The following is a 21,385-nucleotide window of genomic DNA, read 5'->3' on the forward strand; positions in this document are numbered from 1 at the left end:
CATCATTTGCGCGGGCGTTTTCTTTTTCCGGTCGCCAGTTTACATCACACAAGCAATACGACTTGTTACAAAGGTATTTCATGACATCTCCGCTTTACGCCATCGGCGATATCCACGGTCAGCTAGACATGCTGGAAAATGCGCTTCACCTGATTGAGCAGGATGGGGGGCCAGATGCCCGCGTGGTGTTTCTGGGTGACTACGTGGACCGCGGACCAAACAGCAGCGGTGTGCTGAACCTGCTGATCGAAGGGCAGCGCGCGGGCAGAAACTGGATCATGGTCAAAGGCAACCACGACCGGATGATGGCGCGCTTTGTGCAAGAGGGCGAAATCGCAGACAAACACCTGCCGATCATGCTCAACTGGCTGCATCCGCGTTTGGGGGGTGTTGAAACGCTGGCGTCCTACGGGGTCGAGGTTTCTGACGATGACCGCATTTTTCAGGTTATTCAGCGCGCCTGTGCGGCGGTGCCGCCCGCGCATATCGACTTCGTCAACGCGCTACCATTGTATCATCGCGAAGGCGATCTTTTGTTCGTCCATGCCGGTATCCGCCCCGGTATCCCTCTGGAGCAACAGGCCGAAGACGATCTGGTCTGGATACGCCACGAATTTCTGCAAGAGACCGGTCCGCATCCGTGGCTGGTTGTCCACGGGCATACGCCGTGCGACCGGGCCGAACATTGCGGCAACCGGATCAATCTGGATGCGGGCGCGGGTTATGGCCGGTCTTTGGCGGTGGCCGTATTCGAAGGGCGGGATTGCTGGCTTTTGACCCGGACGGGACGCGTTCCGCTGACGCCTAACCCTTTGTAAACAGGGATTCGTAGGTTTCGCGCAGTGCGTTTTTCTGCACTTTGCCCATCGTGTTGCGGGGCAGCTCGTCAACTACGATCAGCTTGCGCGGATGTTTGAAGCGGGCCAGCACGTTCTGGACATTGGTCAGGATGGAGTCCGGGTCCAGTGCCTCGCCCGGTTTGGGCACCAGAATGCCCAACACGGTCTCGCCGAAATCCGGGTGCGGCACGCCGATCACGGCGCTTTCCAGTACGCCGGGCTGATCATCCAGCACCAGCTCGACTTCTTTAGGATAAATGTTATAGCCGCCCGAGATGATCAGGTCCTTACCGCGCCCAACGATGTGAACATAGCCATCCTCATCCACGCGCCCCAGATCACCAGTAATGAAGAACCCATCTTCACGCAGTTCGGCCGCAGTTTTCTCGGGCATCTGCCAGTAGCCGCTGAATACGTTGGGTCCGCGCACCTCGATCATGCCAATCTCACCCTGTGGCAGGTCGGCGCCTGTTTCCGGATCAGTAACCTTCAGTTCGATACCAGGCAGCGGGAAACCCACCGTGCCCGCGCGACGTTCGCCATCATAGGGGTTCGAGGTGTTCATGTTGGTCTCGGTCATGCCATAGCGTTCAAGGATGCGGTGGCCGGTACGCGCTTCGAACCGCTCATGGGTTTCCGCCAGCAGCGGGGCCGAACCCGAGATGAACAGCCGCATATGCCGGGAAAGATCACCTGTAAACCGCTCATCACCCAGCAGGCGGGTGTAGAAGGTCGGAACCCCCATCATCGACGTCGCCTTAGGCATCCATCGCAGCACCTCGTCCAGGTCGAATTTCGGCAGGAAGATCATCGACCCGCCCGACGCAAGCACCACATTCGTTGCCACAAACAGGCCATGGGTGTGAAAGATTGGCAGGGCGTGTAGCAGAACGTCATCTTTGGTGAAATGCCATTCCTGTACCAGCGTCTGGGCATTCGACAGCAGATTGGCCTGTGTCAGCATCGCGCCCTTCGAGCGCCCCGTCGTGCCCGAGGTATAAAGGAACGCGGCAAGGTCGTCTTCGGTGCGCTTCACCGGTTCAAATGCAGGCAACATCCCCAACGCCCGCCGCATCAGGCTACCAGTGCCATCGGCGTTCAGCGTCTCTAACCGGGCGTTCTGGGCGGCTGCGATGGGCGTAAGGTCTTGTTCTTTTGCCGCGTCGCAGACAACGAGTTCTGCCCCACTGTTTTCGATGAAATAGCGCAGCTCGGTTGTGGTGTAGGCTGTATTCAGCGGCAAAAAGATCAGCCCGGTCTGGGCGCAGGCAGCATAAAGCGCCAGCATTTCAGGCGACTTTTCAACCTGCACCGCCACCCGGTCGCCGGGTTCAAGTTCGTACCCCGTCAGGGCATTGGCGATCTGCGCAGTCATGTCCAGAAAGGCAGCATGGGTCAGGGTCTGCCCGTCCGGCAGATAAAGAAACGGCGTGTCCTTGCCCGCATGAATGCCAAACAGTCGGTCATAAAGCGGGTTGGCCATTTCGTCATTCCTTTTGCGCCTGCTCAATCGGGGCTGAATCTGTATCGGATTGAAAGGGGGGTAAAGCCCTTTGGCGCGGAAATTCAAAACTCGTTCAGAATTCTGTAGTCATACGATATCCGGCGGCAAAATACATTTTGGCAAAGGTTACTGGCTGACCCTCTAACCACGTGATCCGCTCTCCGGTAAAGACGGGGTCCCCTTCGGTCACGTCCAGAAACCCGGCAACCGTTGCATTGGCGCGGCTGGCAAGAAAGCTAAGCTCGACATTGGTGAAGGGAACAGTTTGGATCAGCCACTCATTCGGGCCGACTTCCGAGAAATCAGTCTGCTGCACCTGAGGGACCGAGGCTGTGACGATCCAGCGGTCCTCATACTGAAACGGAGTGTTGCCGTTGAAATGCATGCAACGCACATGCACCACGCTTTGCTTTGGCGAAAGGGCCAGACGGGCGCTTAACCATTCTGGTGCTGTTTCAGAATCAGCCGAGACCAGCGCATAGCGATAGGTGCCGCCCAACGCCTCAACCTCATCCCGGACCATCGGGATGGTAAAGCGAGCTTGCCGTTGTGGTGCGCTCAGCACCCGGGTTCCGGCTTTGCGGCGGCGTTCCAGATAGCCTTCCTCGGCCAGTTCCCGCATGGCGCGGTTTACCGTAGTGCGGGTGCAGGAAAACTCAGCAGCAAGCTCCTGCTCGTTCGGTAACAGCGAGTCAGGCTGCCATTTGCCCGACCGAATGCGCGCCAGAACGGTCTGTTTGATGTCTTTGTAGCTGGTTGTGTCGTTTGATTGAGCCATCGCGTCGTTCCTTTAGACCGAGGCCAACAGACCCGCAATCGCGGATCGGTAGTCGGCAATGATCTGATCTCGTGCGATGTGACGGCCCTGTTTCACCACATGGCGCCCGGCACTCCATAAATCGGTAACCAAACCGTCGGGGGCGGTAAAGCACAGACCATCTAGTAGTTGATCGTCGGTCAGGGCGCAGAGCGTCGGATGGCTTCGGTCGATGGCAACCAGATCCGCAAGCCTGCCCTCGGCAATCTCGCCCGCGTCGCGCCCAAGCGCGCGTGCGCCGCCCTGCGCAGCACCTGTGTACAGCGCCTGCCCGACCGAGCCTTCGCCGTTCACCAGAACCGCACGCTCATGATCGCGGAGCCGTTGCGAGTATTCCAGTGTTCGCAACTCTTCGGGCAAGGAAATCCGAGTATTAGAGTCTGATCCGACGCCGAATTGCCCACCTTCGGCAACATAGGTTGCGCCGTTGAAAATGCCGTCGCCCAGATTGGCCTCGGTGATCGGGCACAGCCCGGCGACTGCACCAGACCGGGCCAAGGCGCGGGTCTCAGCGTCAGTCATGTGGGTTGCGTGGATCAGGCACCACCGCGCGTTTACTTCAGCATTGTCCAGCAGCCACGCCACCGGGCGCCGTCCAAGCGCAGCCCGTACATCTGCGACTTCCTTTTGTTGTTCTGCGATGTGGATGTGTACTGGCCCTTGGGGCACTGCCCGCAGTACTTCGGAAAGATCGGCGGGAGAAGTGGCGCGCAAGGAATGAGGTGCGATGCCCAAACCAGAGTCAAGAAATGGCAGGTCTTTAAGGCAATCTTCCACCAGTCTTAGGAATTGATCCACGGTATTGCCGAACCGCAGTTGCCCGCCTGACAAGGGCTCTTGCGAGACGCCCCCATAAGTATAAAGCACGGGCAGATGGGTCAGCCCGATCCCCGACTGGCTTGCGGCCGCAAAGATGCGCTGGCTGAGTTCCGAGACGCAATCGTAAGTCGCGCCGCCGGGTTTGTGATGGACATAGTGGAATTCGCCGACCGAGGCATAGCCAGCCTCTTGCATTTCCATGAAGACCAACGCTGCGATGGCCTGGATCTGCTCGGGCGTCAGTTGATCGAGGAAACGATACATCAACGTGCGCCACGTCCAAAAACTCTCACGCCCGGTCATACGGGTTTCGGTCATACCGGCCATGGCGCGCTGAAAAGCGTGGCTGTGCAGGTTACCCAATGCGGGCAAAAGGACATCCACTTGCGTGTCGCCCGGCATCGCCTTGGACTGTCTCTGCAGCTGACTGATGTGGCCCTGACCCGTTTCAATCCGCACATTCTGAACCCAGTCGGTGCCTAACAAAGCAGTTTTGGCGTGAATCTGCATTTTGGTCCTATAATGTGTAGACTTTATATCTTTTCACATATACGAAAAAATCAAACAAGAGGGGAGCCGAAAAGAATCGCCATGACCAGAAAAGCGGTTTTGATCAGCGCCGGAATGGCCACGATGACCGATGGGGAAACGCCCTACGGGCTGTGTCACGATGCAGCGATTGCAGTTGACGGGGCCAAGATCGTTTGGGCCGGGGCGCATAGCGCCCTGCCGCAGGAGTTCACCGACTGGCCGATTGAAGACTTTGGGTCGCGCCTGATCACTCCGGCCCTGATCGACGCACATACGCATGTTGTGTTCGGCGGTGACCGCGCGGTTGAGTTCGAGATGCGGCTGAAAGGTGCGTCGTACGAGGAAATCGCCCGCGCCGGGGGCGGTATCCTGTCTACGGTCAACGCCACGAGAGCAGCCAGCGACGACGCGCTGTTGGCGGATGCGCTGACCCGGGTTGACGTTCTGATCGCTGAGGGTGTCTGTACCATTGAGGTTAAGTCTGGCTATGGGCTGGACACAGAGACCGAGCTGAAGATGCTGCGCGTGGCCCGCCGTATTGGCGAATCCCGGCCCGTCCGAGTGAATACCAGCTTTCTGGGCGCGCACGCGGTGCCGCCGGAATTCGCTTCGCGGCCTGATGATTACATCCGCGATGTCTGCATCCCGACCCTGCGCAAAGCCCATGCCGAGGGTCTGTTGGATGCAGTAGACGGTTTCTGCGAAGGGATCGCCTTTACCCCCGCTCAGATCGCGCAGGTTTTCGACGTGGCGCAAGGTTTGGGCATTCCGGTGAAGCTGCATGCAGAACAACTGTCCAACTTGGGCGGAACGCAATTGGCGGCGTCCTACGGAGCTTTGTCGGCTGATCATGTCGAATATCTGGATCAGGATGGAGTGTCCGCCATGGCAAGGGCTGGAACGACGGCCGTCTTGCTGCCGGGCGCGTTCTATACCCTTCGGGAAACGCAGGTGCCGCCTGTCGACCTGTTGCGCCAATACGCAGTGCCAATGGCGCTTGCGACGGATTGCAACCCGGGGTCCTCACCGCTGACTTCGGTATTGTTGGCGATGAATATGGGCTGCACCCTGTTCCGCCTGACGCCAGAAGAGGCGCTGGCGGGTGTTACCAGAAACGCGGCCCGTGCGCTGGGAATTGAAGATGCCGGGACAATCGCGCCCGGACAACGGGCGGACCTGGCGGTGTGGGACGTCGCTCATCCTGCCGAGCTGTCTTATCGCATCGGGTTCAACCCGCTCCACACACGTGTGTTCGGAGGGTTGGCATGACCATTCTGACGTTACAGCCGGGTCAGGTGTCCCTGTCGCAATTGGCCGACGTGTATTGGAACCAATCGGCCGTGTTGCTGGATCCTGCGTGTAAACCCGCAGTCGACGCAGCTGCTCATCGCATTCGTGCCGCCGCTCGGGGTGACGAACCCGTCTATGGCGTCAATACCGGTTTTGGCAAACTGGCCAGCCATAAGATCGCCGCGCAGGATACGTCGATCCTGCAACGCAACCTTATCCTGAGCCACTGCTGTGGTGTGGGACCGGCTATCCCAAGGCGACTGACGCGACTGATGATGACGCTCAAGCTGTTGTCGTTTGGTCGGGGGGCGTCGGGTGTGCGGTGGGACCTGATCGAGGTGTTGCAGCAGATGCTGGTCCGAGGGGTCACGCCGGTGATCCCGGCGCAAGGGTCGGTCGGAGCGTCGGGCGATCTTGCACCGCTTGCCCATATGACCGCCGTGATCATCGGCGCAGGCGAGGCAGAGGTAAACGGAGATATCCTGCCGGGGGATCAAGCCCTGAAAAGCGTTGATTTAGAGCCTATTCAACTAGGCCCCAAGGAAGGCCTTGCCTTTATCAACGGTACGCAGTTTTCAACGGCCTTTGCGTTGGCTGGTCTGTTTGAAGCCTGGCGCGCGGCACAAAACGCGCTTGTCATCTCGGCCATGTCGACCGACGCGATCATGGGGTCAACTGCCCCCCTGCGGTCCGAAATCCATACACTGCGTGGTCATCGCGGCCAGACTGAAGCCGCCAGTGCCATGCGTGCCGTGCTTGATGGGTCGGAAATTCGCGAAAGTCATCGCGATGGCGACACGCGGGTGCAGGACCCATACTGCATTCGGTGCCAGCCGCAAGTCACCGGTGCAGCCATGGATGTAATGCGTCAGGCTTCCGCCACGCTAGAGGTTGAGGCCAACGCGGCCACCGACAATCCATTGGTGCTGGAGGACGGTATCGTTTCGGGCGGGAACTTCCATGCCGAGCCGGTCGGATTCGCCGCAGATATGATCGCCCTTGCCCTGTCCGAAATCGGTGCCATCGCGCAACGCCGAATTGCGCTAATGGTGGATCCGACGCTCAGCTTTGACCTGCCGCCTTTCCTGACGCCCAATCCCGGTCTGAACTCGGGCCTGATGATTGCCGAGGTCACGACGGCTGCGCTGATGAGCGAGAACAAGCATCTGGCCAATCCATGCGTGACGGACAGCACTCCGACCTCGGCCAATCAAGAGGATCACGTCTCGATGGCGGCGCATGGCGCGCGGCGATTGACCCGTATGGTTGAGAACTTGAACTACATTCTGGGTGTCGAACTGCTCTGCGCCGCGCAAGGGGTCGAGTTTCGCGCACCTTTGACCACAAGCACCCCGTTGCAACAAGTTATCGCCCGGTTGCGGGCAGAAATTCCCGCCCTAACCGAAGATCGCTATCTGGCGCCGGATCTGGAGGCCGCAAAGCACTTGGTCGCAGAGGCCACCATTCTAAGCGCGGTGGGTGTTCAGATGCCGGAGATTACGTGATGCAAGTGGCGAGCGTGCAGCGCGGCGGTAGCCCGATCGTGCTGGGGCAACCTCACGGTGGGACATTTGTGCCTGATGAGATTGCGGCCCGTTTCAATGACACGGGGCGCGCATTGGCCGATACCGATTGGCATATAAATAGGCTCTATGAAGGGATTTTGGCGGGGGCAACTGTCGTGCAATCCCATATCCACCGCTATGTGATCGATGCCAACCGTGACCCTGAAGGTATCTCGCTTTATCCCGGCCAGAACACAACGACGCTGGTGCCGCTGACAGATTTTGATGGCCAGCCCATCTGGCAGAGTGGGCAGGAACCCTCAGAAGACGAGAACGCCGAACGATGTCAGGCCTACCATGCGCCCTATCATTCTGCGTTACGCGAAGAGGTTGAGCGTGTCCGCGACCGCCATGGGGTGGCGGTTTTGTTCGATTGCCACTCAATCCGCAGCCGCATTCCGTTTTTGTTTAACGGAACGCTGCCCGACATGAATATCGGAACCGATGGGGGCGCAACCTGCGACCCGCAAATAGAGTCTATTACAAATGAACGTGCCTCCAACTCACCTTTTAGCAGCGTCTTGAACGGACGCTTTCGAGGTGGGTGGACGACGCGCCACTACGGTCGCCCGGCTGACGGGATACACGCCATTCAGATGGAGTTGGCACAGTCCACCTATCTGGCGGCCGAGGCCGCGCCGTGGCGCTATGACCCGGCCAAAGCGGACCGGTTGCGCCGCTGGTTGCGCGACATTCTGAATGCCATCCAGGACACTGCATTGGAGCTTACGCCATGACTGACCCTCGTAAGAATACCCGCGACATCTATCCTCCGACTGGTCCCGAGTTAAATGCGAAAAGCTGGATGACCGAAGCGCCGCTGCGGATGTTGATGAACAACCTGCATCCGGATGTGGCGGAAAATCCGCATGAGCTGGTGGTCTATGGCGGTATCGGACGCGCGGCGCGCACGTGGACTGATTTCGACACTATTGTTGATGGTTTGAAAGATTTGGAAGAGGACGAGACCCTGATCGTTCAATCCGGCAAACCCGTTGCAATCATACGCACACACAAGGATGCGCCGCGGGTGCTGATCGCCAATTCCAACATCGTACCACACTGGGCGACCTGGGATCACTTCAACGAGCTCGATAAGAAGGGTTTGATGATGTACGGCCAGATGACGGCTGGCTCGTGGATCTATATCGGCACGCAGGGCATCGTTCAGGGCACATATGAGACCTTTGCCGAAGCCGGACGCCAGCATTATGGCGGCGACCTGACGGGCAAGTGGATTCTGACCGGAGGGTTGGGCGGTATGGGTGGTGCGCAACCGCTGGCGGCTGTCTTTGCCGGGGCGTGTTGTCTGGCGGTTGAATGCAACCCTGACAGCATCGATTTTCGCCTGCGGACCAAGTATCTGGATGAAAAGGCCGAGACGCTGGACGAAGCGCTTGCGATGATCGATCGCTGGACCAAGGCGGGCGAGGCCAAATCCGTAGGACTGCTGGGCAATGCCGCCGAGATTTTCCCCGAGATCTACCGCCGCATGGCCGAGGGCGGAATGCGCCCGGATATCGTCACTGACCAGACGAGTGCTCATGACCCGATCAATGGCTACCTGCCGCTGGGCTGGACCATGGCGCAATGGCGAGAAAAGCGTGAAACAGACCCCAAAGCAGTTGAAAAAGCGGCCCGCGCGTCGATGAAGCAGCATGTGGCCGCGATGGTCGATTTCTGGAACGCGGGTGTTCCGACGTTGGATTACGGCAACAACATCCGGCAGGTGGCGCAGGATGAAGGGCTGGAGAACGCCTTTGCCTTCCCCGGCTTCGTGCCTGCCTATATCCGCCCGCTGTTCTGTAAGGGGATCGGCCCGTTCCGCTGGTGTGCCTTGTCCGGTGACCCGGAGGACATCTACAAAACCGATGCCAAGATGAAGGAGCTGTTCCCCGAGAACGAGCATTTGCATCGTTGGCTCGACATGGCTCGGGATCGGATCGCGTTTCAGGGTCTGCCAGCGCGTATCTGTTGGATCGGGTTGGGGGATCGTCACCGTGCCGGGCTGGCCTTCAACGAGATGGTGGCCAGTGGCGAGCTGAAAGCGCCGGTTGTTATCGGTCGTGACCACCTCGACAGTGGTTCGGTCGCCAGTCCGAACCGGGAAACCGAGGCTATGCTGGACGGGTCCGATGCGGTGTCAGATTGGCCGCTGCTAAACGCATTGATCAATACCGCCAGCGGCGCGACCTGGGTGTCGATTCATCACGGTGGCGGGGTCGGTATGGGCTTTAGCCAGCATGCAGGTGTCGTGATCTGCGCTGACGGGACCGAGGATGCTGCAAAACGGCTGGAGCGTGTCCTTTGGAATGACCCGGCCTCGGGCGTGTGGCGGCATGCGGATGCGGGGTACGAAGCCGCAAAAGACTGCGCCCGCGCCCACGGGCTGCGGTTGCCGGGTATTCTGGGGTAGACACTTCAACTGTCTCTGGTGAATTGGCGCCCTCTGCGGTATGCGCAGGGAAGTTCGCAGGAGACCGAAGATGTATGTTGCCACGCTGTTGACCAACCCTGACACGCCCAAGCTTGACCTGGCTTTGGTCGAGTCGCTGTGCAATGCGTGGGGCGGCGACGATCTGGTGTGGCTCAGCCAAGATGAGGCCGCGCAGTTTTTGTTCCCCAACCTGCCCGACAATCAGTGGGAGGTCTGGGCCGAGCTGCAACTGCTGGAAGTCGACCTGATCGTTCAGCCGCTGGGGAAGCGCCGCAAACTGATGCTGTTGGCCGATATGGACAGCACGATGATTCAGCAGGAATGCATCGACGAACTGGCCGATGAGGCCGGTGTGGGCGATCGGGTCAAGGATATCACCGCGCGGGCGATGAATGGTGAGCTGGATTTTGAAGGCGCGCTTATTGAACGCGTTAGCCTGCTGAAAGGTCTGGATGAGGCTGTGATCGGCAAGGTGCTGGAACAACGCATCACGCTGATGCCCGGCGGTAAAGAGTTGGTCGCAACAATGCGTCTGAACGGAGGGTACGCCGTTCTGGTATCAGGCGGGTTCACCGCCTTTACCGCCAAAGTGGCCGATCTGCTGGGTTTCGATGAGAATCGTGCGAACACTCTGCTGGTCGAGAATGGCAAGCTCACGGGCGATGTACAGCGTCCGATCCTCGGGAAACAGGCCAAGGTGGACGCGCTGGAACAGATCACCAAGCGCTTGGGTCTGTCCGAAGCTGACGTGATCGCTGTCGGCGACGGGGCCAACGATCTGGGGATGCTCAGCCGGGCCGGAACCGGGGTGGCGCTGCACGCCAAGCCGTCGGTCGCAGCACAGTGTGACATTCGGATCAACTACGGGGATTTGACGGCGTTGCTATACCTGCAAGGCTATTCCCGCACGGCCTTCGCAGACATCTGACCCAAAACGGGCTTCCTTTTATTTAACAAAAATGTTAAACAGTGGTCATGAACACGCTTCTGACTGCTTTCTCGGCCTTGTCCGACGCCACCCGATTTTCAATTGTCGAGCAATTGATGCAAAGCGGCGAACTGTCTGCCGGTGATCTGATCGAAGGGCGCGGCATGTCGGGGGCGGCAATTTCGCGCCACCTTAAGGTGCTGCGCCAAGCCGGTTTGGTTCAGCAACGGGTGCGGGGCAGTCAGCGAATATACTCCATCCAACCCGAAGGGCTGCGCGCGATTGCCGAGTGGACCATCTCGAAACGCCAGTTTTGGGAGGGTAGCCTGGACCGTCTAAATGATTTGATTGAAAGTGAAAATTCATGGCCGACCTGAGACTGGAACGTGAGTTCCCAACCACCCCCGACAACCTGTTTGCGTGGATCAGTGACGGTGCAAAGCTGTTGCAATGGTGGGGGCCGGAAGGGATGCATGTGCCTGAACATGACCTGGATTTTTCGCGCCTCGGGCCGTGGTATTCGGTCATGGCGAATGCGGAGGGCCAGCGTTACAAGGTTTCAGGACAGGTTACCCATGTTGACCCGCCAAATTCTGTGGGGTTCACTTGGGGGTGGCACGATGATCAGGATCAGCGCGGGGCAGAAAGCCATGTGACGCTGACGGTCGAACCCTCGGGCGATGGAGCGCGCCTAATCCTCGATCACCGCGATCTGGGCGATGACGAGATCGCGGCCAACCACGAATCCGGTTGGACCTCATCCCTGCGCAGGCTTGAGGCACAGTTTCAATAGGCTCTCATAACGGAGGAAGAAAATGCCCCAATACTTGTTTGTCTATCATGGCGGAACCACCCCGACGGATCCCGCGGAAATCGACGCAACCATGGCCGCCTGGGGTACGTGGTTTCAGAACATGGGCGATGCGCTGGACATTCCCGGCAACCCGGTTGGCCAGTCATATACCGTCAGCTCCGGTGGTGTCGTTGACAATGGAGGTGCAAATCCGGCCTCTGGCTTTACCGTGATTAAAGCCGACAGCATCGACGCCGCAACCGAGATGGCCAAGGGTTGCCCCATGGTCATCAACGGTTCGGGTTCGGTCGAGGTCGCCGAGGTGCACGAAATCGAAATGTGACAGACTTAGCCGGGGAATCCTGACGCTGGTTTGATCACTCCACATTCCAGCCCACGCCGGCTGTATTGCGTGGCGTTCATGAATTTGCGGGTGGCTGGATGGTTGGCCTCCAGCACACCCAAGCTGACCAGAATGGCGGCGATCGCGCATTCACTGGCGCGGGTTGTGCCATCGGTGATCTTCAACGCCACGCCCATGCGTTTTTCCGGTACGATGGCGACGTAGACGGCCTCGGCCCCGGTCTTGATCGCAGCGCGTCCTTTCATGGCGCGCATCAGTTCGGTACAGGCGCGGTTTTCTCCGGCGACCAGTTCCGGGTGCTTCATCATTGCGGCGGTCAACTGAGCCGCCGCATCGCTGGCCCGGTCCGAGCGATCAGCAGCTGACGCAAACCACGCCATCGACCGCGCCAGCCCCACGAGCGAGGTGGCAAAATTCGGGGCCGAACAGCCATCTATGCCATAAGCCGGGCTGGTTTCGCCCGTTGTTTCCTCAATCGCGGACAGGCAGGCCTGTTGCACGGGGTGGTCGATCTCAAGGTATTCCGGCCCGGCGCCCATATGCTGGGCCACCGTTAGAAACCCGCAGTGTTTGCCCGAACAATTGTTGTGAATCTGGCAGGGCGTGTCATCGGCCAGGATCAACCCGTCCCGCGCCGCCATGTCCTGCGGTTCTTGCGGGCCACAGCGCAGATCATGCTCGGACAGTCCAAGGTGATCCAGCCAAGCCGACACGCGATCTGTATGTATATGTGCGCCATTGTGCGACGCACACGCCAGAGCGAGATGTTCGGTCGTCAATCCGTATTTTGCGGCCGCTCCAGATGTGATCAAGGGCAGCCCCTGAATCACTTTGGCCGAGGAACGGGGATAGATCACTGCGTTGGGATCACCCCAGCTTTGCACAATCTGTCCGCTGTCGTCACAGATCACCGCATGCCCCGTATGCAGGCTTTCCAGCAGGGGGCCTCGCCACAGTTCTGTCATTGGTACCGGTTGCGTCATCTGGCCCCTCCGTTATATGCGCAAAATTCTGCCAATCGCCCTTTCGCCTGTGGCGAAACCTGCGTTAGTGTGTGTATGTCGACAATCATCGGAATACGCAACTTACAGACGAACCGGCAGAGTTCACAGTTATGTCCGATGGGTATGAGGTATTAGGTCGGGCTAGGAGGCTGGACAGATGGGATCGAAACTCGTCCGTGTGATTGCGGGCCTGTGTATGGCCGGGTTGGCCACAACTGCAACCGCTCAACAGGCGTCAAGCACCAATCGCGTGGCGGCGAAGACGGATTGGAGCGTTTTCGTCGAAGATGATCCCACCGAATGTTGGAGCGTGTCTGCCCCAAAGGAAACCGTGAACACCCGAGGTGGTCGCGTGGTGTCTGTGCGCCGCAGCGATATCTTGCTGTTCGTGTTTTATCGTCCGAACGCAGACGTGAAAGGGCAGGTGACGTTCACCGGCGGATATCCTTTTGCAGCAGGTTCGACAGTGAATGTCGAAGTCGATGGGTCCGAGTTTGAATTCATCACCGACGGCGAATGGGCCTGGCCCGCGACGGCTGGCGAAGACCTGAAGGTTGTCGCGGCCATGAAGCGCGGAACCGAGGCGGTGCTGACCGCGCGCTCGGAACGTGGCACGCAAACCAAAGATACATTCTCGCTTCTGGGCTTTACGGCCGCAATTGAAGACGCCGAAAAGCGCTGCACAGAATAATCCGGAACTTTCAGCGCGCAGATCCCCGTCATCCGGCGGGGTTTTGTGTTTTTCACACAGACGCATTGTTTACGTCACGTCCGGTATTCAACTTGATCCGTATCAAAGTGATCCTCTGTCTTCTGAACTAATCAGTTTACGGACAAAGGAAGGAACCTGGAAATGCTGAACAAAACTCTCGCCGTGTTGATGCTGGCCGCCGCTTTGCTGAGCGCGTGCGAAAACACAACTGAGACCTACCCGATTTCGGGTGAGGAATGTGGCCCGAACGACCCGGTACAAACCTTGGATGCCGCGGATTGTGCCGTTGTGCCTGCGGGTATATGACGGCCTTTGCCTCGATATTCTTGCCGTGACTTGAAAGACCGGTCAGGCCGCAGCGTTCGTTGCGTGGCGGCCAACTGAACTAGGCACTTTTCACAGCTTGTGCTACCGTCAGCGTGTATGAAGTGCTTGCTGGACACGAGTTATGCGTCACGTTCTGTTTGTTCTGTTCCTGCCATCCGCCGCGTTTGCGGACCCGACGCTGGAATGCTGGGACGCCAGTTCACAGGTTGAGATCGGGTCTTGTGTTCGCGACGCAGAAGCCCGCGTCGACAAGGCAGTCGAGGCGAGCTATAGCCTCGCCATGCGTGCCGCAAAAGAGCTTGATGACATCACCGAACGATTGGTCGCGCAACCCGCATTAGAGGCGGCGCAAGACGCGTGGGTTGCTTACCGGGATGCACAATGCGAAGCGGTTGGCGCATCTTTTGGCGGCGGCTCGGGTACAGGGATTGCCATTACCGCTTGTCGGGTCGATCTTGGCCGTGCACGCGTTGATCAATTACTTGGCTATGCGAACTAGGCGCGACGATTCCTTTTGATCTTTGCGCGCAATCCTATATAGAGGCGCATCCCAAGCCAGAATGTTCCGAGATAGCCACATGTCGCCCAAAGCGCCGATCACTCAAGACGTCATGACCATCCCTCGCAAGTTGCCGGAAGGGAAGACAAACCTTGTCGGCCTGACCCGCGATCAGTTGCGTGAGGTTCTGATCGCACATGGCACGCCTGAAAAGCAGGCCAAGATGCGCACCGGACAGATCTGGCAATGGATTTACCAGTGGGGCGTTCGCGACTTTGCCGAGATGACCAACCTTGCCAAAGCCTATCGCGCGCAACTGGCGGAGAACTTCGTGATCGAAATCCCCGAGGTTGTGACCCGTCAGGTATCCGAGGATGGCACCCGCAAATATCTGTGCCGCATCGCAGGCGGGCATGAGGTCGAAGTGGTGTATATCCCAGAAGAGGATCGGGGCACGCTTTGTATCTCGTCCCAGGTGGGCTGCACGCTGACCTGTTCCTTCTGCCATACGGGCACACAAAAGCTGGTGCGTAATCTGACCGCGGCCGAAATTGTTGGTCAGGTGATGATGGCCCGCGACGATCTTGAGGAATGGCCGACCCCCGGCGCGCCCAAGGATGAAACGCGCCTGCTGTCGAACATCGTGCTGATGGGCATGGGTGAGCCGCTCTACAATTTTGAAAACGTCCGCGATGCGATGAAGATCGCCATGGACCCCGAGGGGATTTCCCTGTCGCGCCGGCGTATCACTTTGTCTACATCCGGCGTGGTGCCTGAAATCGCACGCACGGCCGAGGAAATCGGCTGTTTGCTGGCGATCTCGTTCCACGCCACCACCGATGAAACCCGCGACGTACTGGTGCCGATCAACAAGCGGTGGAACATTGAGGAGTTGCTGCAGGCGCTTGCCAGCTATCCCAAGGCCTCGAATTCCGAACGGATTACGTTCGAATACGTGATGCTGGATGGTGTCAATGACAGCGATGAGGACGCGCATCGTCTGATCGATCACATCAAACGTCATAACATTCCGGCCAAGATCAACCTGATTCCGTTCAACGAATGGCCCGGCGCGCCTTACAAGCGAAGCTCGAACAATCGTATCCGCGCCTTTGCGAATATCATCTATCAGGCGGGCTATGCCTCACCGATTCGAAAGACACGCGGCGAGGATATCATGGCAGCCTGTGGTCAGCTGAAATCAGCAACCGAGCGCGCCCGCAAATCCCGCAAGCAAATTGAGGCAGAAACTGGTCTGCAAGGCTAGGCCGTTCAAGTATCCCAGATCAGAGAGGTATGGTATACTGGTCAGGTCGCTGTCTTTGGCCTTTGGAATTTGGTATGTTTTTCAGGCTCGGATCGGGTTCCGCATCTCACTCTTTCGCACAAAGCTGTGAGAGCCTTGGCCCGGCTGTAGCGCGTTTCTACAAGGCCGCTATCCTTCCTTTTGTCGGGCGTGCGGCGCTTCGGCGAACCTTGTCCAACAGGCGGGCCATCCAAATGTTTTTACGATTAAGACGTCTTTTTTCGATTTCAATTTCAGCCGCAGCGCTTGCAGCTTTGGCCGTGTCGAACGCAGTTGCGCAATCCGCTGGGGAAAACGCTCATATCGCCATCGAAAACCCGGCTGAGTTGTCCAAGGATGAGGCTCTGCGCATCTATCAGTCGTTGCAGAAGCGCATGGCGCGAGGTTACGGCGCTGCGCACTTGGATCAATTGCTGAATTACCAGAACTGGCCGCTGTTCAATGATGCCCCTTATATCTCGGCCACGCATGGCAAGAGGTTTGTAAACAGCTATGCCAATCGAATGGCGCATAACTACGGCACCCTTGAGGCGGGAGAGAAACTGCCCCTCGGTTCGGTTCTTGCAAAGGACAGCGTCACCGTGACGGATGAAGGAAATGTCCATCCCGGCGCGTTGTTCGTGATGGAGAAACTGGCCCCGGGCGCCAGTCCCGATACGGCTGATTGGCGCTATATCATGGTACTGCCAGATGGTTCGCTTTTTGGGGATACAATGGGTGACCGCGCTAGTTCGGTCGCCTATTGCCACAGTTGCCACGAAATGGTTGCGGACCGGGATTATACTTTTTTTGTGCCCGAAGAGTTCGTCGTAGGTAACTGATCTCACTTCCCGCCGAAGCGAGCCGTGCCAATTACCTTGATCAGAGCCTGACGCACCGGTTCCGGTTGCGCCTCAATCGCCTTCAACACCTCGCGCAGTTCCGCGCGTAACCCGTGCATCTGGTCAATCAATGAGATCATCATCGACAGGGCGTCAGGCTCCATCTCGTATTGATCATGTAACTCGCAAGCCAGTTCCAGGCGGGCGGCGTCGAGGGTGCGATAGACGGGGCCTTTCTCTGTCTGCTCTGGGATGACAATCTCGGCGGCCAGGTATTCGGTCAGCCGGGTCGATGTCAGGTGGGTGACGGTTGCAATCAACTGCTCTTCGGTCAAGGTGCGGGTCATGACGGCATTCCTTTGCGCGGATCATAGCGGTGGTTTTCGCGCCACGTCTCCATGAATTGCTTTAGCTCGTCGTCAATCCGGTCCGGCATCGAAACGGTCAGTTCGATCAATTGATCACCGCGTTCGCTTGATCCGCGTTTCTTTACGCCCTTACCGCGCAGGCGCAGCGTTTTGCCACTGCTGGTTCCTGCGGGAATATTGACATTTACACCGCCATCGATGGTGGGCGCGCGGACTTTGCCGCCGAGAATGGCCTCGTCAATTGTGATTGGCAGGGTGATACGGATGTCATCGCCCAGACGTTCGAATACGGGGTGATTGGCAACCGAAACCGTGACCAGAGCGTCACCCGGTGGACCTTCGCCAAACCCTGGATCACCTTTGCCGCGCAGGCGGATGGTCTGTCCGTCCGTAATTCCGGCCGGGATTTTTACTTCGATCCGGTCGCCATCGGGCAGGGTCAGTTTCTGGCTGGCACCAAAGACTGCGTCCAGAAAGCTGATTTGCAGGGTATAGCTTCGATTGTGCCCCGGCGCGTGGAAATCACCTCTACGCTGCCCAAAGCCACCGCGTCCGCGCATGAACTCGGCAAAGATGTCTGACATATCGTCTGGGTCTGCCGCCCGTCCGCGATAAGGGTTTCCGGCAGCCTCGGCATATTCGCGATAGTATTGCTGTTGCTTACGTTCCTGACCTGACGCGTCAATCTCGCCCTTATCATACCGGGCGCGCGTTTCGGGGTCTTTCAGCAAATCATAGGCGGCGGCCGCAGCCTTGAACTTGGTTTCGGCCTCTGTATCGCCCGGTTTCAGATCAGGGTGGCAGTCTTTGGCGATGCGCCGGTAAGCTTTTTTGATTTCGGCGGCGCTGGCATCTTTGGCGACACCAAGCACGGAATAGGGATCGTCGCTCATCTCACCTCTCGCGGGTCGGGCGGAACAGGATAGGTTTTATCATGCGATTTCACTCGTCCGAAAGGAAGAGGCATTTGAAACCGCTCGCAAAATCCTGCAAGCTTGTTAACATATGCATATTTCGAACTGTTAGTTGACGGAGATCCCCCATGACGCGCAGACTCAAGTCTATTCTGGCGCTGCTGGCCGGCAATGCCATCGGGTTGTTGCTTGCTGCGCTGTTGCTGCCGGAATTTGCGGTAAAGCCAATCTCGTTCATCGTTGTGGTGATTGTCTTCACGCTGGTGCAGTGGATCGCCGAGCCGCTGATCCTGAAACTGGGTGAGAAAAAAGCACCCGCGATCAAAGGTGGTATCGCGTTGATTGTGACATTCATCGGCCTGTTGGTGACTGATCTGGTCACGAATGGGCTGACAGTCGGTGGAATTTCCAATCTGCTGGCGGCGACGCTGTTGGTCTGGCTGGGCGCGTTGGTCGCCAGTGTTGTGCTACCGATCTATGTGTTCAAGGAACTGCGCGAGCCGAAGAAATAACTACAGCGCGTTCAGGCTGCCCTCGATCGCTTTCCACAGCTCTTCCAACGGTTCACAGCCCACCGACAGGCGGATGAAGGCAGGGTCAACATCATCGCCCCACCGCGCACGGCGCTCGGCTGAGCTGTGGACGCCGCCGAAGGATGTCGCGGGGCGTAGCATCGGGCAGGTGTTTATGAAGGTTTCAGCCTTTTCCTCTGACCCCAGCGTGATCGACAGCAAGAAGCCGAAGCGCGTGGTTTGAGCCTTGGCCAGAGTGTATGATGGATCATCGGGCAGTCCAGGGTAGCGGATTTGGCCTACCGCCGGGTGCTCTGCAAACCGTTCCGCCAGAACTTGAGCGGACCCACACATGCGGTCAAACCGAACATCCAGCGTTTCAAGCCCACGATGCAGCAGCCACGCCTCATGCGGTCCGGGGATCGCGCCCGAAACTTTCCGCCATTCCTCTACCCGCTCCATGATTTGCGCATTGCGGCTGGCGACGTGACCCATCAGCAGGTCGGAATGCCCGCCCATGGCCTTTGTGTCCGAGGCCACCACAATGTCGATACCCATATCCAGCGGCCGTTGGCCCAGTGGGGTTAGGGTCGTATTGTCGGCAATCGTAATTCCCCCCGCCGCACGCACCGCCGAGGCGATGGCGGGCAAGTCCATCATATCCATCCCAGGGTTCGAAGGGCTTTCGACAAAGACCACATCGAATCCGTCAAATCCACCATCGGCAAACGTGGTGGTCGGGCGTTCAGTGACCAATATGCCCAGATTGAACAGGAACCTGTCGGCCAGAACCCGAGTCACGTAGTAGCCATCAGACGGGATCAGCAGTCGCGATCCGGCCTTCACAGTTGCGAACAACGCCGCGGAAATCGCCGCCATGCCGGATGGGAAAGTCAGGCAGGGCGCGTTTTCAAGATGGGCCAGTACATGTTCCAGATGCTGCCACGTAGGGTTGTCGACCCGGCCATAGGTGGGCAAGCCATCCGGCGCGCCGGGCAGGTGGTACATGCTGCTTTGGACAAGCGGCAGCGCCACCGGTTCACCCTGTTTCAGTGCATTGCCACGCAGATGCAGCATCTCTCCGTTCTTCGAAGTCATTCGTCAACGCCCCGGAATTTCGTCGCGGGCCGGGGCGGGGTCCCAGTTCTCGATAATGTCGACCGCCTGTTGCGCGGTGTCCACGAAACGGAACAGATCGAGATCTTCGGCCGAGATGGTGCCGGCGTCGGCCAGCGCCTCCCAATTGATGACCTTTTCCCAGAACGCGCGCCCAAACAGCAGGAAAGGTACGCGTTCCATCCGGCCAGTCTGGATCAGGGTCAGCGATTCGAAAAGCTCATCCATCGTGCCAAAGCCACCGGGAAAGATGGTGATGGCACGGGCGCGCATCAGGAAATGCATCTTGCGGACGGCGAAATAGTGGAAATTGAAGCTCAGCTCCGGCGTCACGTAAAGGTTCGGTGCCTGTTCATGCGGCAGCACGATGTTCAACCCGATCGAGCAACCGCCCGCATCGCTTGCGCCCCGGTTTCCGGCCTCCATCACACCGGGGCCACCGCCGGTGACGATGACGTTTTCGCGGCAGCCGGTTGCATTGGATTTCTCGGTCATCAGCCGGGCGAACTCGCGCGCCTCGTCGTAATACTGCGACAGGCTGGCCAGCGTTTCGGTTCGGGCCGTGTGTTTCTGCGACGGCTCGGGAATGCGCGCCCCGCCGAACATGACGATGGTTGACGTGATCTCACGCTCGGACATGATCATCTCGGGTTTCAGTAATTCCAGTTGCAGGCGCACGGGCCGCAATTCCTCACGGCACAGGAAATCGTCATCCGCGAAGGCAAGGCGATAGGAAGATGAGCGCGTCTGCGGCGTGTCCGGAACCTCGCTCGCGGTTGAGCGGTCTGTCTGTGCGTCGCGGAAAGGGCTGAGGCGATCTTCTCTCATTGGTGACAGTTCCCTGCTTGCGTGTCCCGCAAACAGCTATAGGGTTCGCGCGCAGAGCGCCAGTCACGGAAGAACAAGAATGAATTGGAAGAGTGAAATTTCAGCAGCAGCAGATCGGATTTCCGGATATGCGCAGGTGACCCCGGTTATGGAAAGCCACGCATTGGGGCTGGACGATCCTGTCGAGATAAAGCTGGAACACATGCAACATACCGGTAGTTTCAAGGCGCGCGGGGCGTTTAACACGCTGCTTAGCCTTGATGTGCCAGAGGCGGGTGTTGTTGCGGCGTCTGGCGGCAACCATGGGGCGGCAGCAGCTTTTGCGGCGCGGGCCTTGGGATATCCGGCCAAGATTTTTGTGCCAGAGATGGCGGGGTCGTCCAAGATTGCCCTGATAAAACGGACAGGCGCTGATCTGAGTGTTGTCCAGGGCGAATACGCAAATGCGCTGACCGAAGCACAGGCCCATGAAAAGGCAACAGGCGCGATGCAGATTCATGCATACGATGCACCGGCAACCGTGGCCGGGCAGGGCACCTGTTTCGCTGAGTGGGAGGCGCAAGGGCTTCAGGCGGATACCGTGCTGGTCGCTGTAGGCGGCGGGGGTCTGATCTCGGGCGCGCTGGCGTGGTTGCAGGGCGCGCGCAAGGTTGTGGCGGTTGAGCCTGAAACCTCGTGCGCGCTGAACGCTGCTTTGCAAGCAGGAGAGCCGGTAGATGTTTCCGTCTCGGGCATCGCAGCCAATGCGCTGGGCGCGCGGCGGATCGGGTCAATCTGCTTTGGATTGGCGCAGGGGATGACCTCAGTTCTGGTAACTGACGAGGCCATCGCCGAGGCCCAGAAGTTGCTGTGGCGGGCACATCGAATTCTGGTGGAACCCGCGGGGGCCACGGCCCTGGCCGCGTTGATGTCGGGGGCTTATCAGCCCGCAAACGGGGAACGTGTGGCGGTGCTGGTTTGCGGTGGCAATATCTCACCCGACCCGCTGAGCGACTGAATCCGCACGCATCAGCCGCAAAGCACGCGTTCAGCGTCGCATTGCGGCCAGTCCTTCGCTTGCGTATAGGCAACACCAACGTGAACAGATTCTG

At 58.6% G+C, this 21,385-nt stretch carries 24 protein-coding genes; 16 read left to right on the top strand and 8 right to left on the bottom strand.

From position 1 onward, the window contains the following. Positions 1-80: 80 nt before the first annotated feature. A complete protein-coding gene (locus AVO44_RS11240; RefSeq protein WP_068336865.1) occupies positions 81-818 on the top strand; it encodes a metallophosphoesterase family protein in 738 nt (245 codons plus the stop codon). On the opposite strand, the gene AVO44_RS11245 is transcribed toward AVO44_RS11240, so the two are convergent. The 3 genes from AVO44_RS11245 to AVO44_RS11255 form a co-directional block, all read right to left on the bottom strand. Next, the gene (locus AVO44_RS11245; protein ID WP_068336867.1) at positions 805-2,322 is read right to left on the bottom strand and encodes a malonate--CoA ligase; all 1,518 of its coding nucleotides are present in this window, start codon (positions 2,320-2,322) and stop codon (positions 805-807) included. The two genes, AVO44_RS11240 and AVO44_RS11245, sit on opposite strands and share 14 nt — an antisense overlap. A 94-nt stretch (positions 2,323-2,416) precedes the next feature. Then, positions 2,417-3,121, bottom strand: a complete 705-nt coding sequence (locus AVO44_RS11250) for a GntR family transcriptional regulator (protein WP_068336869.1) — start codon at positions 3,119-3,121, stop codon at positions 2,417-2,419. A gap of 12 nt (positions 3,122-3,133) precedes the next feature. Then, positions 3,134-4,489 (bottom strand): formimidoylglutamate deiminase, encoded by a 1,356-nt coding sequence (locus tag AVO44_RS11255; RefSeq protein WP_068336870.1) that lies wholly within the window; start codon positions 4,487-4,489, stop codon positions 3,134-3,136. An 81-nt stretch (positions 4,490-4,570) separates the two neighbouring features. Here AVO44_RS11255 and hutI point away from each other — a divergent pair, with 81 nt between their 5' ends. The 8 genes from hutI to AVO44_RS11295 all read left to right on the top strand — a co-directional run bounded on the left by hutI (position 4,571) and on the right by AVO44_RS11295 (position 11,866). Then, positions 4,571-5,779, top strand: a complete 1,209-nt coding sequence (gene hutI, locus AVO44_RS11260; RefSeq protein ID WP_068336871.1) for an imidazolonepropionase — start codon at positions 4,571-4,573, stop codon at positions 5,777-5,779. Then, complete coding sequence (gene hutH / locus AVO44_RS11265) at positions 5,776-7,305, top strand: histidine ammonia-lyase (protein ID WP_068336872.1); 1,530 nt, start codon at positions 5,776-5,778, stop codon at positions 7,303-7,305. The genes hutI and hutH overlap by 4 nt, the downstream gene beginning before the upstream one ends. Beyond that, positions 7,305-8,102 (top strand): N-formylglutamate deformylase, encoded by a 798-nt coding sequence (gene hutG, locus AVO44_RS11270; RefSeq protein ID WP_068336875.1) that lies wholly within the window; start codon positions 7,305-7,307, stop codon positions 8,100-8,102. Before hutH ends, hutG begins: the two co-directional genes overlap by 1 nt. Beyond that, positions 8,099-9,781: a urocanate hydratase gene (gene hutU, locus AVO44_RS11275; protein WP_068336878.1), complete on the top strand. Its 1,683-nt coding sequence runs from the start codon at positions 8,099-8,101 to the stop codon at positions 9,779-9,781. The genes hutG and hutU overlap by 4 nt, the downstream gene beginning before the upstream one ends. Positions 9,782-9,851: 70 nt before the next feature. Further along, a complete protein-coding gene (gene serB, locus AVO44_RS11280; protein ID WP_068336884.1) occupies positions 9,852-10,730 on the top strand; it encodes a phosphoserine phosphatase SerB in 879 nt (292 codons plus the stop codon). A 47-nt stretch (positions 10,731-10,777) separates the two neighbouring features. After that, complete coding sequence (locus AVO44_RS11285) at positions 10,778-11,107, top strand: ArsR/SmtB family transcription factor (RefSeq protein ID WP_068336887.1); 330 nt, start codon at positions 10,778-10,780, stop codon at positions 11,105-11,107. Further along, the gene (locus AVO44_RS11290; protein ID WP_068336890.1) at positions 11,095-11,523 is read left to right on the top strand and encodes an SRPBCC family protein; all 429 of its coding nucleotides are present in this window, start codon (positions 11,095-11,097) and stop codon (positions 11,521-11,523) included. The genes AVO44_RS11285 and AVO44_RS11290 overlap by 13 nt, the downstream gene beginning before the upstream one ends. Positions 11,524-11,545: 22 nt before the next feature. Continuing rightward, positions 11,546-11,866 carry a YciI family protein gene (locus AVO44_RS11295; protein ID WP_068336892.1) on the top strand — a complete coding sequence of 107 codons (321 nt, stop codon included), beginning with the start codon at positions 11,546-11,548 and terminating at the stop codon, positions 11,864-11,866. Between the two features lie 5 nt (positions 11,867-11,871). Here AVO44_RS11295 and AVO44_RS11300 read toward each other — a convergent pair whose 3' ends face one another. Next, positions 11,872-12,870 carry an asparaginase gene (locus tag AVO44_RS11300; protein ID WP_068336894.1) on the bottom strand — a complete coding sequence of 333 codons (999 nt, stop codon included), beginning with the start codon at positions 12,868-12,870 and terminating at the stop codon, positions 11,872-11,874. A 178-nt stretch (positions 12,871-13,048) separates the two neighbouring features. On the opposite strand from AVO44_RS11300, the gene AVO44_RS11305 reads away from it, so the two are divergent. The 5 genes from AVO44_RS11305 (at position 13,049) to AVO44_RS11320 (ending at position 16,556) form a co-directional block, all read left to right on the top strand. After that, on the top strand, positions 13,049-13,582 hold the full coding sequence (locus AVO44_RS11305) for an invasion associated locus B family protein (protein WP_068336896.1): 534 nt from the start codon (positions 13,049-13,051) through the stop codon (positions 13,580-13,582). A 162-nt stretch (positions 13,583-13,744) separates the two neighbouring features. After that, positions 13,745-13,909, top strand: a complete 165-nt coding sequence (locus AVO44_RS21295) for a hypothetical protein (RefSeq protein WP_169794851.1) — start codon at positions 13,745-13,747, stop codon at positions 13,907-13,909. A gap of 142 nt (positions 13,910-14,051) precedes the next feature. Beyond that, the gene (locus AVO44_RS11310) at positions 14,052-14,429 is read left to right on the top strand and encodes a lysozyme inhibitor LprI family protein (protein WP_068336898.1); all 378 of its coding nucleotides are present in this window, start codon (positions 14,052-14,054) and stop codon (positions 14,427-14,429) included. Positions 14,430-14,508: 79 nt separating this feature from the next. Next, on the top strand, positions 14,509-15,696 hold the full coding sequence (gene rlmN / locus AVO44_RS11315) for a dual-specificity RNA methyltransferase RlmN (protein ID WP_068336900.1): 1,188 nt from the start codon (positions 14,509-14,511) through the stop codon (positions 15,694-15,696). 233 nt (positions 15,697-15,929) lie between these two features. Beyond that, positions 15,930-16,556: a cytochrome P460 family protein gene (locus AVO44_RS11320; RefSeq protein ID WP_068337328.1), complete on the top strand. Its 627-nt coding sequence runs from the start codon at positions 15,930-15,932 to the stop codon at positions 16,554-16,556. Positions 16,557-16,558: 2 nt separating this feature from the next. Here AVO44_RS11320 and AVO44_RS11325 read toward each other — a convergent pair whose 3' ends face one another. Beyond that, complete coding sequence (locus tag AVO44_RS11325; protein WP_068336902.1) at positions 16,559-16,903, bottom strand: chaperone modulator CbpM; 345 nt, start codon at positions 16,901-16,903, stop codon at positions 16,559-16,561. Continuing rightward, positions 16,900-17,817, bottom strand: a complete 918-nt coding sequence (locus AVO44_RS11330) for a DnaJ C-terminal domain-containing protein (RefSeq protein ID WP_068336904.1) — start codon at positions 17,815-17,817, stop codon at positions 16,900-16,902. Before AVO44_RS11330 ends, AVO44_RS11325 begins: the two co-directional genes overlap by 4 nt. Positions 17,818-17,966: 149 nt before the next feature. Between AVO44_RS11330 and AVO44_RS11335 the strand changes: the two genes are divergently transcribed. Beyond that, entirely contained in the window at positions 17,967-18,350 is a 384-nt protein-coding gene (locus AVO44_RS11335; RefSeq protein ID WP_068336907.1) for a hypothetical protein, read from the top strand. Here the strand turns inward: AVO44_RS11335 and AVO44_RS11340 are convergent, their stop codons facing one another. Continuing rightward, a complete protein-coding gene (locus AVO44_RS11340) occupies positions 18,351-19,448 on the bottom strand; it encodes a cystathionine gamma-lyase (RefSeq protein WP_068336910.1) in 1,098 nt (365 codons plus the stop codon). 3 nt (positions 19,449-19,451) lie between these two features. Next, complete coding sequence (locus AVO44_RS11345) at positions 19,452-20,294, bottom strand: LOG family protein (protein WP_068336914.1); 843 nt, start codon at positions 20,292-20,294, stop codon at positions 19,452-19,454. A 79-nt stretch (positions 20,295-20,373) separates the two neighbouring features. Between AVO44_RS11345 and AVO44_RS11350 the strand changes: the two genes are divergently transcribed. Continuing rightward, a complete protein-coding gene (locus AVO44_RS11350) occupies positions 20,374-21,291 on the top strand; it encodes a threonine/serine dehydratase (protein WP_068336917.1) in 918 nt (305 codons plus the stop codon). Positions 21,292-21,385: the final 94 nt, after the last annotated feature.

Source organism: Ruegeria profundi, assembly GCF_001507545.1.
Classification (GTDB): domain Bacteria; phylum Pseudomonadota; class Alphaproteobacteria; order Rhodobacterales; family Rhodobacteraceae; genus Ruegeria; species Ruegeria profundi.

Bases quoted from the DNA above. Each gene is read 5' to 3' on its own strand.
- AVO44_RS11335 (WP_068336907.1), top strand. From the start codon at position 17,967: ATGACGCGCAGACTCAAGTCTATTCTGGCGCTGCTGGCCGGCAATGCC.
- AVO44_RS11245 (WP_068336867.1), bottom strand. From the start codon at position 2,322: ATGGCCAACCCGCTTTATGACCGACTGTTTGGCATTCATGCGGGCAAG.
- AVO44_RS11240 (WP_068336865.1), top strand. From the start codon at position 81: ATGACATCTCCGCTTTACGCCATCGGCGATATCCACGGTCAGCTAGAC.
- AVO44_RS11310 (WP_068336898.1), top strand. From the start codon at position 14,052: ATGCGTCACGTTCTGTTTGTTCTGTTCCTGCCATCCGCCGCGTTTGCG.
- AVO44_RS11295 (WP_068336892.1), top strand. From the start codon at position 11,546: ATGCCCCAATACTTGTTTGTCTATCATGGCGGAACCACCCCGACGGAT.
- hutH (WP_068336872.1), top strand. From the start codon at position 5,776: ATGACCATTCTGACGTTACAGCCGGGTCAGGTGTCCCTGTCGCAATTG.
- AVO44_RS11340 (WP_068336910.1), bottom strand. From the start codon at position 19,448: ATGACTTCGAAGAACGGAGAGATGCTGCATCTGCGTGGCAATGCACTG.
- AVO44_RS11300 (WP_068336894.1), bottom strand. From the start codon at position 12,870: ATGACGCAACCGGTACCAATGACAGAACTGTGGCGAGGCCCCCTGCTG.
- hutU (WP_068336878.1), top strand. From the start codon at position 8,099: ATGACTGACCCTCGTAAGAATACCCGCGACATCTATCCTCCGACTGGT.
- AVO44_RS11255 (WP_068336870.1), bottom strand. From the start codon at position 4,489: ATGCAGATTCACGCCAAAACTGCTTTGTTAGGCACCGACTGGGTTCAG.
- AVO44_RS11290 (WP_068336890.1), top strand. From the start codon at position 11,095: ATGGCCGACCTGAGACTGGAACGTGAGTTCCCAACCACCCCCGACAAC.
- AVO44_RS21295 (WP_169794851.1), top strand. From the start codon at position 13,745: ATGCTGAACAAAACTCTCGCCGTGTTGATGCTGGCCGCCGCTTTGCTG.
- AVO44_RS11330 (WP_068336904.1), bottom strand. From the start codon at position 17,817: ATGAGCGACGATCCCTATTCCGTGCTTGGTGTCGCCAAAGATGCCAGC.
- hutG (WP_068336875.1), top strand. From the start codon at position 7,305: ATGCAAGTGGCGAGCGTGCAGCGCGGCGGTAGCCCGATCGTGCTGGGG.
- AVO44_RS11325 (WP_068336902.1), bottom strand. From the start codon at position 16,903: ATGACCCGCACCTTGACCGAAGAGCAGTTGATTGCAACCGTCACCCAC.
- AVO44_RS11305 (WP_068336896.1), top strand. From the start codon at position 13,049: ATGGGATCGAAACTCGTCCGTGTGATTGCGGGCCTGTGTATGGCCGGG.
- hutI (WP_068336871.1), top strand. From the start codon at position 4,571: ATGACCAGAAAAGCGGTTTTGATCAGCGCCGGAATGGCCACGATGACC.
- serB (WP_068336884.1), top strand. From the start codon at position 9,852: ATGTATGTTGCCACGCTGTTGACCAACCCTGACACGCCCAAGCTTGAC.
- AVO44_RS11350 (WP_068336917.1), top strand. From the start codon at position 20,374: ATGAATTGGAAGAGTGAAATTTCAGCAGCAGCAGATCGGATTTCCGGA.
- AVO44_RS11345 (WP_068336914.1), bottom strand. From the start codon at position 20,294: ATGAGAGAAGATCGCCTCAGCCCTTTCCGCGACGCACAGACAGACCGC.
- AVO44_RS11285 (WP_068336887.1), top strand. From the start codon at position 10,778: ATGAACACGCTTCTGACTGCTTTCTCGGCCTTGTCCGACGCCACCCGA.
- AVO44_RS11250 (WP_068336869.1), bottom strand. From the start codon at position 3,121: ATGGCTCAATCAAACGACACAACCAGCTACAAAGACATCAAACAGACC.
- rlmN (WP_068336900.1), top strand. From the start codon at position 14,509: ATGTCGCCCAAAGCGCCGATCACTCAAGACGTCATGACCATCCCTCGC.
- AVO44_RS11320 (WP_068337328.1), top strand. From the start codon at position 15,930: ATGTTTTTACGATTAAGACGTCTTTTTTCGATTTCAATTTCAGCCGCA.